This is a genomic window from Hymenobacter telluris, assembly GCF_017313265.1.
Lineage (GTDB): Bacteria > Bacteroidota > Bacteroidia > Cytophagales > Hymenobacteraceae > Hymenobacter > Hymenobacter telluris.
Genome location: NZ_JAFLQZ010000002.1, coordinates 40828 through 59036, shown reverse-complemented (window position 1 = coordinate 59036; position 18209 = coordinate 40828). Strand labels below are relative to the sequence as shown.

Genomic DNA, 18209 nt, shown 5'->3' with positions numbered 1-18209 from the left:
ACCCACACACGCTTATGTACTGGACGCTGGAACTTGCTTCGTACCTGGAAGATGCTCCCTGGCCCGCCACCAAGGATGAACTTATTGACTACTCTATCCGCTCGGGTGCTCCAATGGAAGTGGTAGAAAACCTGCAAGCCCTGGAGGACGACGGCCAGCCCTACGAAAGCATTGAGGAAGTATGGCCGGACTACCCGACCAAAGAAGACTTCATGTTCAACGAAGACGAGTATTAGTGCTTTGTGCTTAGTTGGTAGTGCCTGGAACAACGATTCTAGCACGCTCCTTTTTGTTTGAACAGCTAAGCACTATGCATTACGCACTACGCACCGAAAATCTGGTTGCGGGGTATGGCCAACGGGTCTTGCTCCGCAACCTTTTTTTAACGGTACCAGCGCCGGCCTTTGTAGCCATAGTAGGGCACAACGGCTGCGGCAAAACCACTCTTTTCCGGGCTCTGACGGGCCACCTCCCCTACCAGGGAAATATTATGCTGGGGGAGCGGGAGCTGCGGCAAGTACGCCGGCCAGCGGCGGAGGGACTGCTAGCCTACCTCCCCCAGCGCACGGTTATCGGCTTTCCCATCCGGGTGCGGGAGTTGGTGGTCATGGGGCGCTACCGAAGGCACGGGCTGTTTAGTGCGTATTCCGCCACGGATTACCAGTTGGCCGATGCTGCCCTACAGAAAGTAGGAGCAGCGCACCTGGTTGAGCAGGATTTTACGCTGCTGTCGGGAGGGGAGCAGCAGCTGGTATGGCTGGCGCAGCTTAGCTTGCAGGAGGCCCCGCTGTACCTCCTCGACGAGCCTACTCAGCAGCTCGACGTGTATTACCGCCGCCGCGTATTTGACCTGATGCAGGCGTGGGTGCTGGAACAAGGCAAAACGGTCCTGTGCATCACCCACGACCTCGACAATCTGCCTGGCCTGACCGGTTATCTGCTGAACCTCTCGCACCCCACCCCGCAGCTAGAGCCGCTGACGGCAACTACCGTTCGGGCGGCCAAGGAGTTTCTGGAGGCCTCACCAGTGTAGTTGTGCCTGAGCTATTGTGCAAGAAGTTGATTGAAAAATCCACTACCCGGTAGCTTATCGTATTCCTTAGAGCAGGAGCGTGACAGCACAGCGGACGCATGGTTTAGTGTAGGAGGCGCTTACCACACCACAGGCACGTTCAAAACCAAGTAATCAATTTTAATGCTGAGCTTTGCAAGGAAAGTGGTACTTCTATAAATTTCCATCGAGTTTCCACTCCTGCTTCCGCATGCCCATACAACGTGACTGAGCAGTAAGCTCGACCGTTGATTTTCTTTGGTATGATTCACATCATCTACATCAGCCGTGCCGTACGTCCTCTTTCCGACCAGGATTTGCAGAGCTTACTAGCCCAGTGCCGCCGCGACAATGAGCGGCACAACGTAACGGGTGTGCTTTTCTACAGCCACGGCAATATTGCGCAACTCATTGAGGGCGAACAAGAAATACTCGACCCACTGTTCGAGCGAATAGCCCAGGACGGACGGCATTCCAACGTGAATAAGCTGATTAGTAAGCCCATCAACGCGCGCAGCTTTCCCGATTGGTCGATGGCGTTTCACCCATTGGAAAACAGTGGCTTCGAGACCCTTCAAGGATTTCTGCTACCAGCGCACATTATGCCGCCGCCTAGCTCGCTCACCATTGCCGACGCCATGCTTCTGGACTTGGTGAAGCTGGCCGTATTTGGGGCCGAGCCTGTTGCCACTGAACCCACACAGCAGTAAATGTGGTTGTTTTAACCGTACTCGTTCATCTTCACCGTGTCTGGCTGGGAGTAAGGTGGCATATTACCTCTTTACTTTTCGATTATGCGTGAGCAGCAATTGCAGGACATTCTACGGCACATGCCGGCAGGAGTAGCCACCTTGCAAGGTCCGGAGCTTCGGTATGGTTTTGTGAATGAAGCCATGCAGTCGGTGCTCGGCAGCCCAATTACGGAAGGGCAGTCGGTGATGGAACAGCCCGGCATCATTCCGGCCGACCTGCTAGAGGTGATGCAACAGGTGTACCAGCGGGGGCAGCCCTACGTAGCCAAGGCCTACTGCTTGCCGATAACAACCGCCCCCGATACGCCCGCCACCCAGCGCTATTATGATGTTGCGCTAGAGCCGGTTCGGGAAGGCGGTGGCCCCGTGAGTGGCTTGCTGCTGTTTGCCATGGACGTAACGGGCCAGGAAGAAGCCCGCCAACGCACCCACGAGCTAGCCATTGAAACCCGCCGCCTCGATACGCGCCTGCGGGTACTCACCGAAACAGTGCCGCAAATCACGTTTACGGTAGATGCTGAGGGCACTTACGAATACGTCAGCCCTCAGTGGTACTATTTCACGGGCCAGCCGCCCATGACCGATCTGAACGCCATTTGGCCTCTGCTCATCCACCCCGATGACCGGTTGCGGGTGCTCTATCAAACCGAAGCCGCCCGGTCGGCGGGGGTGGGCTGGAGCTACGAGTACCGCCTCCGTCGGCACGACGGGCAGTACCGCTGGATGCTAAGCCGGGCCTTGCCTGAGCTACACGCTCCCGATAAACCCGTTTTCTGGCACGGTGCCCTCACCGAAATTCATGACCAGCGCGAATTATCGGAGGCATTGCGCCGGGGTGAGGCCGAATTACGGTTTCTGGCCGACAGTATTCCGGAGCTTATCTGGACTGCCACCGCCGAGGGTTTCATCGACTATTACAACAAGTATTCGGGAGAATACTCGGGGCTGACCGGCGAAGAACTGGGGCCGGCCGGCTGGATCAGCTTACTGGCTCCCACCGAGCAAGCTGGTGCCGCGCGGCGTTGGATTCATAGCATTGCTACCGGCGAGTCGTACGAAGGCCTGTACCGGATGCGCCGCCACGACGGGCGTTACCGTTGGCACATCATCCGGGCCCGGCAGCTTACCGATGCCCGCGGCCTCCGCTGGTTTGGCGCCTGCACCGACGTAGACGACCAGCACCGGCTCCGCCAGGTATTGCAAACCCAGTACGACGAGTTGGCCCGCACCAACCGCGACCTGGACACCTTCGTGTACACGGCCTCTCACGATTTGAAACAGCCGCTGCTCAACCTGCGGGGCCTGTTTGATGAGTTGCGCCGCTCGGCTTCGTTCGATGACCCCCAGGAAGCAGAGATAATAACCATGGTGGACGATGCGCTGCATCAGCTTGAACTGACGCTTCAGGACTTGGCCGCTACCGTACAGGACCAGCGCGGCCTTTCGGCCCCGGCCGAACCGCTGGATTTGCGCAGCGTGACCGAGGAAGTGCTACTGGGTTTACGGACGCAGGTACAAGAGTCGGGCGCCGTACTTGAGCTGGATTTCGAGCAAGCCCCTACCCTCACCTACGGCCGCGCCAATCTGCGCTCCATTCTGCACAACCTGCTCAGCAACGCCCTCAAGTTTGCGCACCCCGAGCGTGTTCCGCACGTGCTGTTGCGCAGTATCCCCGCCGATTCGGGCAACCCTCTTCTTATTGTGCAGGACAACGGCCGCGGCATGGTTCTACCCGAAGAGCCGGCACTCGTTTTCCAGCCTTTCACCCGTCAGCATCCGCAGATTGGCGGCGCCGGCGTAGGCATGTACTTGGTGCAGCGCATCATCAGCAGCCGGGGCGGGCATCTGGAGGTAGCCAGCGTTGTAGACGAAGGCACCACCTTCACGATTCACTGGTTTGACGCTTTAACTGCTTAAGCCATAATACTTCGCCCTGGCAAGAGCTTTACACACCCTCTTTGCGTTGGCCGGGGCGCCCGCGCAGTACATGCCAGATGGAGCGCAGGAAAGGCCACGGCGTCACGGAGTTCATTACCTGAAAGTTCTCCTTCCAGGAAGTTTTCTCATCCAGAAAGTCGAACATCCGTTCCGGGGAGTTCCGCTGAAACATCTCCGTAAAAATCTCACGGGTCTGCTGCCCTTGGCGCTGCATAATATCAAGCAGCAAGGTGTCGAAGAGGTGAAACTGCCACCGGTCACCGGTGGGGTTGGTGGGTGGCCGGCCCGTGGCAGCCAAGGCCTGCACCAAGCGCGCCGAGTGGGCCTGAATACGCTTAAACGCGTAACCAGTGCTAGGCTTGGCCCGGCCAGCTCTGGTGCCTAGATTGATGATATGCACCCCACCTGTAGCAGGCAGCGGGTGGTCAGTCATCGGAATGGCCCCCACTTCTTCGGCTTCTATCCGAAAGTCGGTCACCCCCAAACCGGCCAGATAGTCGCGCATGGCTTGCTCATACTCTGCTTTCGGCAGCACTTCCGCCGAGAACAGGGTGTATTCCACCAACGCTCGTCGTTCACTGAATGGCAGCACGTACATGAACCGCGCCTCGTGCTGCTGCTCGCCCCGGAAATCCATGAACTCCACCGTGCCGGGGTCGAAAGCGGGCTGCGTGGTTTCCACTTCCCATCCCACAAAGTGCTGCAACAAGTATCGGTGCTTGTCGGGGCGCTGGCTCATCTGGGGCGGGCGGCTGTCGAAGGCATATTGCGCCGTGAAAGTCCCGGCACTGGTTTCGGCAGCCACCCCGGCCGCGGCAGCTTGCAGCTTCGACACCGAACCTCGCAGGCAGGTGAACTGGGGCGCGGCAGCCAGCGCCGTGCGTACAAACTGGTAGTAGTCCAGCCCCCTAATCATTTTGTAGCGGTGCCGGGTCAGCGGGAATACCCGCTCGAAGCCAGGGCTGCGAAAGGCAATCTTGCTCCACTCATGCGCTACAATTCCATCGAATAGCATGGGCTCGTCGGCCCAAAACGACCAGGTACGGTCGTTCTGGTCTTTGGCTTCGGGCTCAATCAGGAGCACCCGCTTGGTAGCCAGCCGGGGTTCCTGGCTGATGTGGTAGGCCAAGCTAAGGCCGGCCGCGCCGCCGCCCACTATCAGGTAATCGTAGTTGGAAGGTATAGTCACGCACACACAACCGCTCGAACACAACGGCAGTTGCAAGGTAGAGTGAATTCAGAAACCATAAAGCGGGGCCGCAACCAAACTTCGGTTGCGGCCCCGCTTTGCATTGTGCTGGCTGGTGCTGTTAGCTCAGTACCGGCGCAGTCATGGCCCCGGCCAGGTCGCGCACGGCATCCCGCACGTCGAAATCCAGCTGGGCACTGAAGTGCTGCCGGCCGGGCAAGATGCTAACCTGGGAATGCAACCGTTCCACCCACAGCTGCTCGTTGTTTTGGTAGCCGGAAGTGTACGGGTCGTCATCGGACAGCAACACAATCAGTTTGTCTTGCGGAATGAGCCGGCGCGCTGCTTCGTAGTCGATGGGGGCGTGCATCCAATCCAGCACTTCCTGCCACGGACTATCCACCGAAAACCAGCCGGCTACGCACAGCACACCGCCAATTTGGGGGGCGTTGGGGGTGGCCTTAGCAATAGTAGCCAGGTAGTGCAGAATAGCCAGGCAGCCTACGCTATGCCCTACCAAATACACGTTGGAATTCAGCTTGTGCGCCGGCAATACTTCTTGCAAGTAGCCCACTGCCCGCTCGATAACTGGTAAATCCCAGGCGGGCATTGGCAGCGTACGTACTTGATAATCAAAGCCATCTTCGGTGGCCACTGCCTGCAACTGCTCGCCAAGCCACGAATACCAATCGTCGTGCGGCGCACCAGCCCAGCGTGGCACAATGAACACTTCTTTTTTTTGCGTTTGAGTTGGAGCTGACATCATAAGATAGGGAATTTTGAAACACGTCTTCCATATACTGCGGTTTTTGGAAGACTGGATTTTACACTTCAAAAATTCTAATAATCTTTAAAATATACAATCCCGGCCAAACAATAAAAAAGTCAGCTTCTCATCAGAGGAGCTGACTTTATACAGGAAGCTAAGCCTACTAGAAGTTCGGCGAAAGCAGATACTTGGAATAGAAGTCGTCGATGATTTTCACGGCCGACTCGGCGTCATCCACCAGCTGCACTAGGTGCATGTCTTCGGGCGAAATGTTGTGCTCTTCGTGCAGCATCACCTGCTCAATCCACTCGAACATGCCTTTCCAGTACGCCGTACCCACCAGCACGATGGGGAAGCGGCCAATTTTCTTGGTCTGAATCAGGGTAATGGCCTCAAACAGCTCATCGAGGGTGCCGAAGCCACCGGGCATACCGATGAAGCCCTGCGCATACTTCACGAACATCACCTTCCGCACAAAGAAGTAGTCGAAGTTGATGATTTTGTCGGGGTCGATGTAGATGTTGTTGAACTGCTCGAAGGGCAGCTCGATGTTCAAGCCCACCGAACGGCCGCCTTCCGAGTGCGCGCCTTTGTTGCCGGCCTCCATAATACCGGGGCCGCCGCCCGTAATCACGCCGTAGCCGTGGCGCACCAGCTTGGCCGCAATTTCCTCGGCCATCTTGTAGTACGGATTATCGGGCTTGGTGCGGGCCGAACCGAAAATGCTCACGCACGGACCGATTTTCGACATCTTCTCGAAGCCTTCCACAAACTCGGCCATCACCTTGAAGATCTGCCAGGAGTCGGCAATCTTGATTTCGTTCCAGTCTTTATCAACGAAGGCTTTGCGGATGCGCTGCTCGTCGTCGAGCTGCACGGTGCGCTGGCCGTGGGTTTGCTCCCGAATGTCACTAATGGTTTTCACCTTGTTATCATTCACGTCGGGCTGCCGGATAGTTTGGCCGCTGCCGGCGTTCATCACCTCATCGGAGGCCTTGGTGCGGCTGGTTTTTTTGAGCTTAGACATAGGTTCTGGGGTAACTACAGGCAAAAACCAGCCGAGCTGGATTGCCGGAAAAATGGGGAATTGTGGGAAAAGAAAAAGCCGCCCCACGCAATTAGAGCGGCTAAAAGAACAGGCGTGCAAATTACAGGATGCTTGTGAATAGTTGCTCGGTTAGGTTATTGAATTGTTGATTGCTGAATCGTTAAGTGGCTTCGGCCCGACGGCCCAAAAACCGTCGGACCGGGTACCCCAGCTCTACAAGTGCATTAACTAATTGGCAGTGAATTACAACTCGCTGAAGTTCACCATCAATAAGTAACTATTTGACGCCTTACTTGCTCCGAATAGCAATAACCGGGTCGAGGTTGGCAGCCAGTACGGCCGGGATAATCCCCGCCAGTACCCCAATCACCACCGATACGGTAAGGCCCAGGGTGATATTGGCCGCCGACAGGGTGAGCGGCATGGCGTCCTGCGGCACCAGCGTAATGAGCCATACCAGAAAGATGCCGGCGGCTCCACCAATCAAGCACAGGAAAATGGCTTCAAACAGAAACTGGAACAAGATGAAGTAGTTCTTGGCTCCCAACGACTTCTGAATACCGATGATGTTGGTGCGCTCCTTCACCGACACGAACATGATATTGGCAATACCGAAACCGCCTACCAGCATAGCAAACGAGCCAATAACGGCCCCCGCAATACCAATAACCGAGAACAGCTTACCTACCATGTTGGTCAGCATTTCGGGGCGGTTGAGGGCGAAGTTGTCTTCCTCACGGGGTTTGAGGGTGCGGATGTTGCGAATCAGGCCCTTCATTTCGTATTCCAGGTCGAGCAGCCCTACGTCCTCGTCGCGGCCTTTCACGGCAATGGTGGGCGTTACGCCAGTCAGGCCGTTGGTGCTCAGCGCGAATATCTTGCTGAACGCCCCGAACGGAATAACGCAGTTGGTATCGTTGCTGGGGGTATCCAGAATTTTCTTGCCTTCTTTCTTTACGATGCCAATGATGGTGAACGTCAGGCCGCGGGCCTTGAACTGCTGCCCCAGCGCCGAGCCGTTCGGGAATAGCGTGCTGGCAATATCGGCGCCCACAATGGCCACGTTGCGCGCTGCTTCCACTTCCTGGGTGGTGAAGTAGCGGCCTTCCTCAATGGGCAGGTCGGCCACGTTGCGGTAATCGTAGGAAACGCCCATGAGTGCGCAGCCTTGTAGGCTATTGGAACCCACCCGCAGGGTATTGCCGCCGGTAGCCGCATAAATAGCAACGCCCCGCTGGTTATCGGACAGGCTGCGCTGCAACAGCTGATACTCGCGCACCGTGGGGGCCGGCCGCTGAAAATAGCGCCACCACGGGTAGTCGGGCTGGTCGAAGGTCCACGGCATTTTCATCACGTAAATCACCTTGTCGCCCACAAAGCTCATGCTCTGGCGCACGTTGGCCTCCAGCGAATCGACGACGGTGAAGACCGATATGATGGCGAAAATGCCCACCGTAACGCCCAACAACGAAAGAATGGTCCGCAACAAATTTGATTTTAGGGCTTGCCACGCAAAGCGGAAGCTTTCTAAAGTCAGACGCAGAGCTTTCATAAAGTGAAATTGTGAATTTGTGAGGTGGTGAGTTTGATGTTCGGCTGGCCTACATGCCGCTGTTTCCAACGACAGGCTCACCACCTCACAAATTCACAATTTCACCTTTCCGCCCGAAAAGTAACGATAAATCAAGCGAGGTTGCGTACTTTTGCCCACCCAAATTTTCTTTAGCTTCCCCAGCTATTGCCTTTGCCTTTCCTGCCTATATGAAGCTCTCCGAGTTCAAGTTTGACCTGCCCGAGGCCCTGGTGGCCCAACACCCAGCCAAAAACCGCGACGAATCCCGCCTCATGGTGCTGCACCGTGACAGCGGCAAGATAGAGCACCGGACTTTCAAAGACATCATTGAATACTTCGGCGAAGGCGACGTATTTGTGGTTAATGATACTAAGGTATTTCCGGCCCGCCTTTATGGCAACAAAGAAAAAACCGGCGCCAAGATTGAGGTGTTCCTGCTGCGTGAGCTGAACAAGGAAATTCACCTCTGGGACGTGCTGGTTGACCCGGCTCGTAAAATCCGGGTGGGCAACAAGCTGTATTTCGACGATGAAGGTGAAGTGGTAGCCGAGGTTATCGACAACACCACGTCGCGCGGCCGCACCATCAAGTTCCTGTTCGACGGCTCCGACGAGGAGTTCTACAAAGCGCTGCACAACCTGGGCGAAACGCCACTACCGCGCGAGTCCATCACCCGCGACGCCGAGCCAGCCGACAAGGAGCGTTACCAGACTATCTACGCCAAGCACACGGGTGCGGTAGCGGCCCCATCGGCGGGCCTGCACTTCACCCGTGAGGTAATGAAGCGCCTGGAAATCAGAGGTGTGGAAGTGGTACCGGTTACGCTGCACGTAGGCCTGGGCACGTTCCGCACCGTGGACGTGGAAGACCTGACCAAGCACAAGATGGATTCCGAGAATTTCATTGTGCCCGCGGCTTCGGCTGTAGTGGTGAACAAGGCGCTGGATGCCAAGAAGCGAGTGTGCGCAGTGGGCACTACTTCGATGCGCGCCATGGAATCGTCGGTTTCGGCTAATTCCCGCCTGAAGGCCAATGAAGGCTGGACCGACCGGTTCATCTTCCCGCCCTACGATTTCAAAATTGCCAATACGCTGCTCACCAACTTCCATACGCCGGAAAGCACGCTCATGATGATGGCCTCAGCCTTTGCCGGCCACGAGTTCCTGATTGAGGCGTACCAGACGGCAATTAAAGAGAAGTACAAGTTCTTCAGCTACGGCGACGCCATGCTGATCTTGTAAGCAAGCAGCAACTGGTTGCTGCTACCACAGCGTTTGATTCTTGCAAAGGCCTAGCCCCTGAAAACGGCTGGGCCTTTACTTTTGCTACCATTCCCACGTTCTTACCTCACCCCCTACTATGGCTTCGTCGTCTGGCACTTTAGCTTCTGCTTCTTCAAACAGATACGCCATTATAGTGGCCGGTGGCAGCGGTACGCGCATGGGGGCCGACCGGCCCAAGCAGTTTCTGGAGTTGGCCGGGGAGCCAGTGCTACTGCATACACTCCGCCGGTTTGCTGATCCGGTGCTGAGCGTAGTGGCCATTGTGCTGGTGCTGCCTGCCGACCAGTTTGAAACCTGGGCGCAGCTGTGTGCCACTTACCACATTCAGTTGCCGCATACGGTGGTAGCAGGTGGGGCCTCACGGTGGGCCTCGGTGCGCAACGGGCTGGCAGAATTGGCCAGCTACCCAACGGGCGTAGTGGCTGTGCATGATGGAGTACGCCCCCTGACGCCAGTGACCGTTATTGAGAATACTTACGCCGCTGCCGCCACCCACGGGGCAGCTATAGCCGCTGTGCCTCCCAAAGATTCGGTGCGCGGATTAAGCCAGCAGGGTTCCTATGCTTTAGACCGTAGCCGCTTGCGGTTGGTGCAAACGCCTCAGTGCTTTGAAATCAACTTGCTACGGCGGGCCTACCAGTTACCTGAGCTAGCCACGTTCACCGACGATGCCAGCGTAGTGGAAGACATGCACCCCATTCACTTGGTAGCCGGTGACTACTGCAACTTGAAAATCACAACTCCCGATGATTTGCTGCTAGCGGAAGCACTGCTACGGCAGCAGAGTGCTTTATAGTGGCAATTAAAGGCCCGCTCCAGTCAATTTCAGTGGGGTTTGCTGGCACTCAACTAAGAGCGCCGTACGGCCATACGCCGCCGGAAATAAACGGAAGCGGCAAGTATGCCTATCAGCCCGGCGGTAATAGCGGCAATGCCAGCACTCAGGATACGTGGCTGCACTAGTAGCACCCATTGTATTTCCAGCACTACCCCTATCACAACCGCCAGGCCCCAATAGTGCAGCACGCTGGCAGTAGCGGGCACAGCTTTGAGTTGCCGCGCAGGCATGAGCCAGACAGCCAGCGCAATGATGGCCCCACCAACTGCGGAACTCACAAAGGCCACCACGTGAAATATGGGTACGGTGCGGCTGCCCACCCACATGATACCACGCAGGCCGGGTAGCATTTCCGCTGTCAGGGTATGGTTGTGCGTGAAACTATCCCAGAACAGATGCAGCGCAGCGCCTACTATGGCGCTCAACAGCACACCCCAGTAGTAGCGCCGGAAGTAGTTTAACCAGTCAAAGCTCATGTATTTTTCCAGGCGCCGATACAGCACTCCCGGCAAGTGCGCCAGGAGTGGGCGCCGCACCAGCAGGTGGAAAATAAAAGCCACCGCCAACGTAACCGGGCAGCTGAAATAAAAGATGCTGGCTACCGTGTGGCTGTGCGCGCTAGCCAGCTTAAGCCGGATAAATTTCTCGCAGTCGGGCGCCATGCTACCCACTATCAGCCCAGTAGCGGATATCCACTGGTACTTACGCCGGGCGTATAACAACGGGACAACCAGTGCCGGATGCGAAAAAGTGAATGGCATATAATATAAAGTAGCGGCCAGCGCCGAGCAGCCGAGCTAGTAAGGCGTAGCAAAGGTAGGACTTACCCCGTTAGGCGACTTTACAGGCCCTGTCTATTAGCCAGCGCCTGTCTACCATTGCACCATCCTGTGTGACTCTTCCAGTAAAGTCCGGTATCTTTCCGAGGATAATGTGCCGCGCACCGAATTACTCATTTAGCCGTTTCGCTAAATGAGTAATTCGGTGGGGCGGCCCCTGTCTGGTGCAGCATACTTTTCCCTGCTTATGAGTCTGAAGGTCACCCTAGCCCTCGAACGCCAAAGGCGGAAAGAAGCCGAAGCCGAAGTAGCCCGGCTTAGAACCCTGCTGGAAACAGTGGATACCGCTTCTACCACCCTGGTATCGTCGCCGGAGGCGGCGCACAACTTAGCCAGGGTAGTTAGCCAGCTCAAACAAACCGAGCAGCAGCTGGAAGACCAGCAGGGCCTAGTGCGCTTGGTGATTGATAACAGCCCGAACCTGGTGTATGTAGAAGACCAGGCCGGCCGATGCATCTTAGCCAACAAGCGCTACATTGAGTTGCTTGAGCAGCAAATCAGCCCGGCTTCGGTGGAAGAAGAAAGCCCTGCCAGCCCGGACACTGACCCAACAGAAGCAATAAGCCGCCCGATAGTTACCACGTCATTCGAGGAATGCTACCACCTTAAGGATGGGCAAACGGTGTGGTATTACACCACCAAAAGCCCGTTGGCGCAGGCAGATGGCTCGGACTACATTCTTACGTTTTCGTCGGACATTACCGACCTGAAACGGGCCCACCAGGTGGCCGAAGAATCGGTGCAAGCCCGGCAGCTGTTTATGGCCAATATGAGCCACGAAATCCGGACGCCTTTGCACGGAATTATGGGCTTGGCGGACTTGCTGAAGAAGGAGCCCCTCTCCACGGAGCAAACCGATTACGTGGATATGATTAAGTCCAGCACCGAGAACTTGCTGGTAGTTATCAACGACATCCTGGATTTTGCCAAAATCGAGTCCGGCAAGATTAGCTTGGAGAATATCCCATTCGATGTGCTATCTACGGTTCAGAATGCGGCTCGCTCGTTGAGTTTCAAATCCGACGAGAAAGGCTTGCTACTGCGCATTGTGAGTCCGGAAGCCCCCCTACCACTTGCCACAGGCGACCCTTTCCGGCTGCATCAGGTGCTAGTCAACCTAATCAGCAACGCCATCAAGTTCACGCGCCAAGGCGCCATTACCATCACCATTGATGCCAGCCAGTGCCAAGGCAGCAGTTTGCCCATCACCTTCAGTGTAGCCGACACGGGTATTGGCATCAGCCCTGAGAACATCAGCCAGATATTCAACAGCTTCCGGCAGGCCGACAGCAGCATTCCACGCTTGTACGGTGGCACGGGCCTTGGGCTGACTATCTGCAAGAACCTGATTGAGCTACAGGGTGGCTCCATTGAGGTGGAAAGTGAGCTAGGCCGCGGAAGCTGCTTCCGGTTCACTATTCCGTACGCAGTGAGCGAAGCCCCTTTAACGGAAAATGCAGCGGTTATCAAAGACCCCAATCTGCTGCAAGGCCTCACGGTGCTGCTGGCCGAAGACAACGCCGTCAACCAACTGATTGGCGTTTCGATGCTGGGGCAGTGGAAAGTGCGGGTGGAAATGGCGCAGAACGGAGAGGAAGCCTTGCTTAAATCGTCGCAAAGCAAGTACGACCTGATTCTGATGGATGTGCAGATGCCTATGCTCGATGGCATAGAAGCTACGGCCCGCCTCCGCGCTGCACCCGGCCCGAACCAGCATGTACCCATTATTGCGTTGTCGGCGGATGCAATTCGCATCAATGCGGGTTCCTACCAGTCGTTGGGCTTCACGCATTACCTCACCAAGCCCTACACCGATGTGGCCTTGTATAATCTGCTTGCTCAAGTGAGCAAGCGGGCTCCTGGTGGTGGCCTACCGCTACCGGAAGAACCAGCGGCGCCGGCAGAGCTGGGTTTGCATTATGATTTCAATCTGCTCGGCAAGTTGGGCAACGACCCCGTGTTCATTTACAAGATTCTGGAGCTATTCGTGGAGAGAGTGCCCCAGCAGGTTCGGTCTTTGCAGGATGCCATTGAGCGAAACGACTGGCCGACGGTGGCCCAGGAGGCCCACAGCCTGAAAACCACCTTCGGCAGCCTCAACATCCAGCCAGAAACAAACCATCTTAAGAAGCTTGAGGCGTTGGCAGAAACCACTCCTATTCCGTCTAAGAGCGAATTTTATACGTTAGCCACTGCCATTTCCAAGGCCACTCCACTGTTTATTGATCTTTTTTCAAAAAATATGGCCAAAATTTTTTAACCCACGTATTAGGCACCTTAACCGGTTCCTGTATATGACTTACTCATGTTCAAAGTACATTTCAAAGAATGGGCACTGGCTGATTGAATGAGGGCCAACTAGGCTAGATTTATTATATACAATCCTTAATTTTTAATTAGTTATTTTCGTTCTGGCTTTGTTTCACTTAGAAGAATGAAGTTTTATACTGTATGTTTCCTATAAGTCAAGGAAGCTTTTTGCAGTAGCTCATAGGTTTCAGAATGGCACATTAGCTGTGTAGCTCGTCCTTGTGAAGATTACCAAATCATTGCATAAAATCGATAGAGTTTTGTTATTCCCATACAGACACCTATATTTGTAACTCAAATCATAACAAATTGACTTATTTTCACAGGGAGAGCCTATCCCCCTGCGTAGAACACGAAATTTCTTTCCACCTCATCACCTCCTGATATTGGTTATGAAAAAAACCTTACTAGTAGTCGATGATGAGCCGTCGATTCGCCTGATCCTAGAACATTACTTCACCTCTGATTTCGATGTAGTGTTGAAATCAAACGGGTTGGAGGCCATCCAATGGCTGGAAAAGGGCAATAACGCCGATGCCATCATAGCCGATTACGCCATGCCAGTTATGGATGGCTTGGACTTCATCAAACGCTTGCGCGCTAACATCCTGCACCACAGCACTCCGCTATTGATGCTTTCGGGCAAGGATGAAACCAGCAACAAAATCAAATGCCTCAAACAAGGTGCCGACGACTACGTGGTCAAGCCATTCAATCCGGAGGAGTTAGATCTGCGGGTTAGAAAGCTTTTAGATAAAGTGAAAGTATAAGCATCCTCGCCCCGTTTACTACCCTATTACTACCCGCCCTGTTGTCCTAATGCGCACGTTGCGCAACACCACACACTCACGTTGTTATGAATGCAAGTATCACAAATCCCATGTTCCAAGGGACAGGTAAGGAAAGGGTAGGTCCGCACCTGAACAAGTTTCCCAGTTACAATCCGGCAGCTGCTCCTGAAGCAGCCAGCAACCCATATTCTCTGCACTTTCCCATCAGCAAACGGATTTTCGATACTCTCTTTGCTGCTTTCATCCTGCTTTGCTTATCCCCTCTCTTTCTGATAGTTGGCTTACTTATCAAGCTGGAATCGAAGGGGCCAATCTTTTACTACTCTTACCGGGTTGGAACGGGCTACCGGGTGTTTAAATTCTGGAAATTCCGCTCGATGCGGCAGGATGCTGACCAGATGCTCTCCTCTATGAAGGGCCTCAATCAGTACCAAGCAGAAGCCGAGCAAGAGCAGGTTTCGGTATCGGCGTTGTGCCCTCAGTGCCTGGCCGGCGATACACCTTGCCAAGCTCAATTGATTGACGATAAAGGCCAAGTGATTTGCGAGAGCCAGCACCAGCTACTCAAGAAAGCACAAGCCGGCGCCGCCTTCGTTAAAATTGCGAATGACCCCCGCGTAACTTTCATTGGCAAAATCATTCGTAACACCAGCATCGATGAATTGCCCCAGCTCTACAACGTGCTGCGAGGTGATATGTCGATTGTCGGCAACCGGCCGCTGCCGCTGTACGAAGCCGAAAAGATTACCACCGACCAATTTGCGGCACGCTTTATTGCCCCGGCTGGCATTACTGGCCTGTGGCAGGTAACCAAGCGCGGCAAAGGCGGCGACATGTCGGAGGAGGAGCGCAAAATGCTGGACGTGGAGTACGCTAAAAACTACTCGCTGAAGAAAGACATCGAAATCGTGTTGAAGACGATACCAGCATTATTCCAAAAGGAAAGCGTTTAATGAGAAAGTTATTGGGCAGCCTGATCCTGGCGTTCTACACCACTGTAGCGCTAGGACAGGCGAAGACTGCGCCTGCCAGCACCTGGCAAACTGTCTTTTTTGATTCTCCGACTATTGCCTTGCCACGGCTCACGGCTGCTGCCATCCAGCACTCGGCTCAGTTGCAGTCGATGGAAGTAGGGAAGTCTATCAATGAGCAGGACATAAAAATCGCCAAGCGCCAGATACTCGGTGGTGTAGGCGTAATAGGCAACTACACTTACGGTAACCAAGGTACCATTGGCGCCATCAACCCAGGTGTGCCAGGTTACGACAGAGGACGTAATGCGGGCCTGTATGCGGCTGGTGTTTCAGTGGCGTTACCGCTCTTGCAGGTACTTTCCCGCAACACCCTGATCAAAAAGGAACAGCTGAATTACCAGCGCAATGAACTCACGCGCAAAGAACAGGAAAACCAATTGCGCCAACAGGTAATTCAACTGTATCAGAACGTGGTGCTGGCCAAAAAGCTACTGACGCTGCAACAAGAGTCTTACGTGACGGTGCAAACCAACTACCGGTTAGCAGAAAAGCAGTTTCGGCAGGGCCAGCTCACGCTAACGGAACTTTCTGAGGCGACCAATCAGCTGAATCAATCGGCCATGTCGCAGGAAACCGCTCGTAATCAATACGATACATCATTCATGATATTGGAAGAAGTGGTAGGAACCACTATTTCTTCTTTAATGCAGACCCCATGAGCTTATCTGACGTACTCCGGTTGCTGGCGCGAAAATGGCTTCTGCTGGTACTGGTACCCGTGGTGCTCGGCGTTTCAACCTATTTTTTCGCTCGGCATCTTCCTAAAGTTTATAGCTCCGATACCACCATTTACACGGGTATTGCTTCGGGTTATTCGCTCACTGGCAATGCGCAGACCGACTACGCGTCTACAGCCAACGCCTTCGATAACCTTATCAACCTGATTAAGGCTCGTTCTACCAAGGAAGAAGTTGTTTACCAGCTGTTGGCCAGCCACTTGTGGCAGAGTAGCAAGCAACCGGCGTTGCTTGGCAGCGGTGGCCCCTACGAGGAGCTACAAGAAGTACTCCCTGAGCGTTTACGCCAGCAGCTAACCGGCCCAACGCTTGAGGCCACAGCGGAAAACGTACGGCGCTACGCCAAGGCCAACAACACCAACTTGCTTTATCAGCTGCTGAACTCTGGCAGCCCCACCTATTCTTTGGCGGCGCTCAACAACCTGATAGGAACGCGCATTGGCACTAGTGACTTAGTACGGCTGGAGTTTGAGAGCTACGACCCGGAGTTATGCCGCGCCACGTTGGCCTTGGCTACTCAGGTATTTATGAACCAGTCGAGAAACCTGCGTGAAGGCCAGACTGAGTCGGTTATCGAGTACTACGAAAACGAGCTAACGAAGGCAAAGGCCCGTTTGGCGAAAGCTGAAAACGAGAACCTAGCCTTCAACCGCGACAACAACATCATCAACTACGATGAGCAGTCGAGCACGGTAGCCAACGAGAGAGAAGCTCTGGCCAGCCAACTGGCCCAAATGAACCAAGACTATGCGGGAGCTCAGGCTGCTTTGCAAGCCATAAACCGGAAGCTTGGTGGTAAGCAAGGAGCTTTACTGAGTAGCAGAAAAGTAATTGAACAGAAGGAAAAACTGAGTCGACTGAACGCAGCCATTGCAGATCAGCAGCTGTACAGCCAGCAAAAAGAAGCTGGCTCGGCTGACAAAGCTCGTCAGCTGCAAGCGGAAGCCAACAGAACTATTCAGAATCTGCAAAACAATGTGGATGAGGTAGTTGCCAATAGCAACTCCACCGAAGGTATTGCCAATAAGGATCTGCTTTCGCAATGGATGCAGGACATGATACAGGTGGAAACCAGCAAGGCCAAGCTGGGGGTTATGAATCGGCGCCTACAGGAGTTTGAGCAGGAATACCAGCGCATGGCGCCACTTGGTGCCACTAAAAAACGGATTGAGCGGGAAATAGAGCTGGCGGAGAAAGAGTATCTGGGCATATTAGCCAGCCTGAACGCCAGCCGTTCGTCGCAGCAGAACTCACAGCTTACTGCCACGCACCTCAAAATCGTTGATGCGCCAAATCTGCCAACCTCACCTAAAACCAGCAAGCTGCTGCTGTTGGTACTGCTGAGCAGTGTCGGTGGCTTTGTGTTCACTACGGGTCTGGTATTGGGCTTAGGCTTGCTCGACCGTTCGTTGAAGAACCCTCAAATTGCTGCCCGCCGTATTGGCCTGCCAGTGGCCGGCATCATGCTGGACAAGCAGGTAACTCCTACCAAACAACTGCAAGCCTCCCAGCAGCGCAGCCTCGACCAGTTGGTACGCCACATCCTGTTGAAAGCCAACTCTTCGCAAACACCATCTCCCTTTGTGGTGGGCGTGTTTAGCGTGCAGCGGGAAGAAGGAAAAACCACCTTGTGCCAAGCCTTGGCCCAGCGCTGCCACGAAATGGGAGTGCAAACTCTAGCCCTGTACCCCGACCACAACGACGTAGACGACACGTTTGAGGCACCGTCGTTGTTCTATCCATCGGAAGCAGCGGCTGTACAAGGCTGGCCCCTTGATCAGTTGATTCAGCATGCCGTACCGAAGCGCATGTCGGAAATTAGCTCGCCCAATGTGCAAGTGGTGCTGGTTGAATTCCCGGCGCTTCGCGAGGAAGCAGTGCCAGTGGGTATTCTGCGGCAGCTGAATCTGGTGTTTCTAACGGTACCGGCCACGCGCACCTGGCGCCCCACCGATCAGCAAACTGTTGATTATCTTCGCACTGCAACAACAGCCCCCGTTGAGGTTGTTTTGTCAGGCGTATCGCCGCAACACGGCGAAGAAGTGTTAAGTTAAGTT

The 18209-nt window shown here is 54.7% G+C and carries 16 protein-coding genes; 11 read left to right on the top strand and 5 right to left on the bottom strand.

Annotated elements, in window-relative coordinates:
- The first annotated feature begins 14 nt into the window (after positions 1–14).
- From J0X19_RS02625 to J0X19_RS02610, 4 genes are all read left to right on the top strand, one after another.
- Positions 15–236, top strand: coding sequence for a DUF2795 domain-containing protein (locus tag J0X19_RS02625; protein WP_022821757.1), 222 nt, complete (start codon positions 15–17; stop codon positions 234–236).
- A gap of 74 nt (positions 237–310) precedes the next feature.
- Entirely contained in the window at positions 311–1033 is a 723-nt protein-coding gene (locus J0X19_RS02620) for an ABC transporter ATP-binding protein (RefSeq protein ID WP_206980673.1), read from the top strand.
- Between the two features lie 281 nt (positions 1034–1314).
- Complete coding sequence (locus tag J0X19_RS02615; protein ID WP_206980672.1) at positions 1315–1761, top strand: BLUF domain-containing protein; 447 nt, start codon at positions 1315–1317, stop codon at positions 1759–1761.
- Positions 1762–1845: 84 nt separating this feature from the next.
- Positions 1846–3720, top strand: coding sequence for a PAS domain-containing sensor histidine kinase (locus tag J0X19_RS02610; protein WP_206980671.1), 1875 nt, complete (start codon positions 1846–1848; stop codon positions 3718–3720).
- 28 nt (positions 3721–3748) lie between these two features.
- On the opposite strand, the gene J0X19_RS02605 is transcribed toward J0X19_RS02610, so the two are convergent.
- The 4 genes from J0X19_RS02605 to J0X19_RS02590 form a co-directional block, all read right to left on the bottom strand.
- Positions 3749–4930: a lycopene cyclase family protein gene (locus J0X19_RS02605; RefSeq protein WP_206980670.1), complete on the bottom strand. Its 1182-nt coding sequence runs from the start codon at positions 4928–4930 to the stop codon at positions 3749–3751.
- Between the two features lie 121 nt (positions 4931–5051).
- Positions 5052–5696: an RBBP9/YdeN family alpha/beta hydrolase gene (locus tag J0X19_RS02600; protein WP_206980669.1), complete on the bottom strand. Its 645-nt coding sequence runs from the start codon at positions 5694–5696 to the stop codon at positions 5052–5054.
- A 166-nt stretch (positions 5697–5862) separates the two neighbouring features.
- The gene (locus tag J0X19_RS02595) at positions 5863–6726 is read right to left on the bottom strand and encodes an LOG family protein (protein ID WP_206980668.1); all 864 of its coding nucleotides are present in this window, start codon (positions 6724–6726) and stop codon (positions 5863–5865) included.
- A gap of 310 nt (positions 6727–7036) precedes the next feature.
- Positions 7037–8299 carry an ABC transporter permease gene (locus J0X19_RS02590; RefSeq protein WP_206980659.1) on the bottom strand — a complete coding sequence of 421 codons (1263 nt, stop codon included), beginning with the start codon at positions 8297–8299 and terminating at the stop codon, positions 7037–7039.
- 209 nt (positions 8300–8508) lie between these two features.
- Here J0X19_RS02590 and queA point away from each other — a divergent pair, with 209 nt between their 5' ends.
- The gene (gene queA / locus J0X19_RS02585; protein WP_206980651.1) at positions 8509–9561 is read left to right on the top strand and encodes a tRNA preQ1(34) S-adenosylmethionine ribosyltransferase-isomerase QueA; all 1053 of its coding nucleotides are present in this window, start codon (positions 8509–8511) and stop codon (positions 9559–9561) included.
- Positions 9562–9679: 118 nt separating this feature from the next.
- Positions 9680–10399 carry a 2-C-methyl-D-erythritol 4-phosphate cytidylyltransferase gene (locus tag J0X19_RS02580; protein WP_206980649.1) on the top strand — a complete coding sequence of 240 codons (720 nt, stop codon included), beginning with the start codon at positions 9680–9682 and terminating at the stop codon, positions 10397–10399.
- A 53-nt stretch (positions 10400–10452) separates the two neighbouring features.
- On the opposite strand, the gene J0X19_RS02575 is transcribed toward J0X19_RS02580, so the two are convergent.
- Positions 10453–11202 (bottom strand): DUF4184 family protein, encoded by a 750-nt coding sequence (locus tag J0X19_RS02575; RefSeq protein WP_206980647.1) that lies wholly within the window; start codon positions 11200–11202, stop codon positions 10453–10455.
- Positions 11203–11467: 265 nt separating this feature from the next.
- Here J0X19_RS02575 and J0X19_RS02570 point away from each other — a divergent pair, with 265 nt between their 5' ends.
- The 5 genes from J0X19_RS02570 to J0X19_RS02550 all read left to right on the top strand — a co-directional run bounded on the left by J0X19_RS02570 (position 11468) and on the right by J0X19_RS02550 (position 18206).
- Positions 11468–13540 (top strand): PAS domain-containing hybrid sensor histidine kinase/response regulator, encoded by a 2073-nt coding sequence (locus J0X19_RS02570; RefSeq protein WP_206980645.1) that lies wholly within the window; start codon positions 11468–11470, stop codon positions 13538–13540.
- A 442-nt stretch (positions 13541–13982) separates the two neighbouring features.
- A complete protein-coding gene (locus tag J0X19_RS02565; RefSeq protein WP_242581907.1) occupies positions 13983–14360 on the top strand; it encodes a response regulator transcription factor in 378 nt (125 codons plus the stop codon).
- An 86-nt stretch (positions 14361–14446) separates the two neighbouring features.
- Positions 14447–15334 carry a sugar transferase gene (locus tag J0X19_RS02560; protein ID WP_317194735.1) on the top strand — a complete coding sequence of 296 codons (888 nt, stop codon included), beginning with the start codon at positions 14447–14449 and terminating at the stop codon, positions 15332–15334.
- Positions 15334–16074, top strand: coding sequence for a TolC family protein (locus J0X19_RS02555; RefSeq protein WP_206980632.1), 741 nt, complete (start codon positions 15334–15336; stop codon positions 16072–16074). Before J0X19_RS02560 ends, J0X19_RS02555 begins: the two co-directional genes overlap by 1 nt.
- Positions 16071–18206 carry a Wzz/FepE/Etk N-terminal domain-containing protein gene (locus tag J0X19_RS02550; protein ID WP_206980630.1) on the top strand — a complete coding sequence of 712 codons (2136 nt, stop codon included), beginning with the start codon at positions 16071–16073 and terminating at the stop codon, positions 18204–18206. Before J0X19_RS02555 ends, J0X19_RS02550 begins: the two co-directional genes overlap by 4 nt.
- Positions 18207–18209 lie beyond the last annotated feature (3 nt).

Coding starts and splice junctions, on each gene's coding strand:
- J0X19_RS02625 (WP_022821757.1), top strand. CDS start 15: ATGTACTGGACGCTGGAACTTGCTTCGTACCTGGAAGATGCTCCCTGG.
- J0X19_RS02620 (WP_206980673.1), top strand. CDS start 311: ATGCATTACGCACTACGCACCGAAAATCTGGTTGCGGGGTATGGCCAA.
- J0X19_RS02615 (WP_206980672.1), top strand. CDS start 1,315: ATGATTCACATCATCTACATCAGCCGTGCCGTACGTCCTCTTTCCGAC.
- J0X19_RS02610 (WP_206980671.1), top strand. CDS start 1,846: ATGCGTGAGCAGCAATTGCAGGACATTCTACGGCACATGCCGGCAGGA.
- J0X19_RS02600 (WP_206980669.1), bottom strand. CDS start 5,696: ATGATGTCAGCTCCAACTCAAACGCAAAAAAAAGAAGTGTTCATTGTG.
- J0X19_RS02595 (WP_206980668.1), bottom strand. CDS start 6,726: ATGTCTAAGCTCAAAAAAACCAGCCGCACCAAGGCCTCCGATGAGGTG.
- J0X19_RS02590 (WP_206980659.1), bottom strand. CDS start 8,299: ATGAAAGCTCTGCGTCTGACTTTAGAAAGCTTCCGCTTTGCGTGGCAA.
- queA (WP_206980651.1), top strand. CDS start 8,509: ATGAAGCTCTCCGAGTTCAAGTTTGACCTGCCCGAGGCCCTGGTGGCC.
- J0X19_RS02580 (WP_206980649.1), top strand. CDS start 9,680: ATGGCTTCGTCGTCTGGCACTTTAGCTTCTGCTTCTTCAAACAGATAC.
- J0X19_RS02575 (WP_206980647.1), bottom strand. CDS start 11,202: ATGCCATTCACTTTTTCGCATCCGGCACTGGTTGTCCCGTTGTTATAC.
- J0X19_RS02570 (WP_206980645.1), top strand. CDS start 11,468: ATGAGTCTGAAGGTCACCCTAGCCCTCGAACGCCAAAGGCGGAAAGAA.
- J0X19_RS02565 (WP_242581907.1), top strand. CDS start 13,983: ATGAAAAAAACCTTACTAGTAGTCGATGATGAGCCGTCGATTCGCCTG.
- J0X19_RS02560 (WP_317194735.1), top strand. CDS start 14,447: ATGAATGCAAGTATCACAAATCCCATGTTCCAAGGGACAGGTAAGGAA.
- J0X19_RS02555 (WP_206980632.1), top strand. CDS start 15,334: ATGAGAAAGTTATTGGGCAGCCTGATCCTGGCGTTCTACACCACTGTA.
- J0X19_RS02550 (WP_206980630.1), top strand. CDS start 16,071: ATGAGCTTATCTGACGTACTCCGGTTGCTGGCGCGAAAATGGCTTCTG.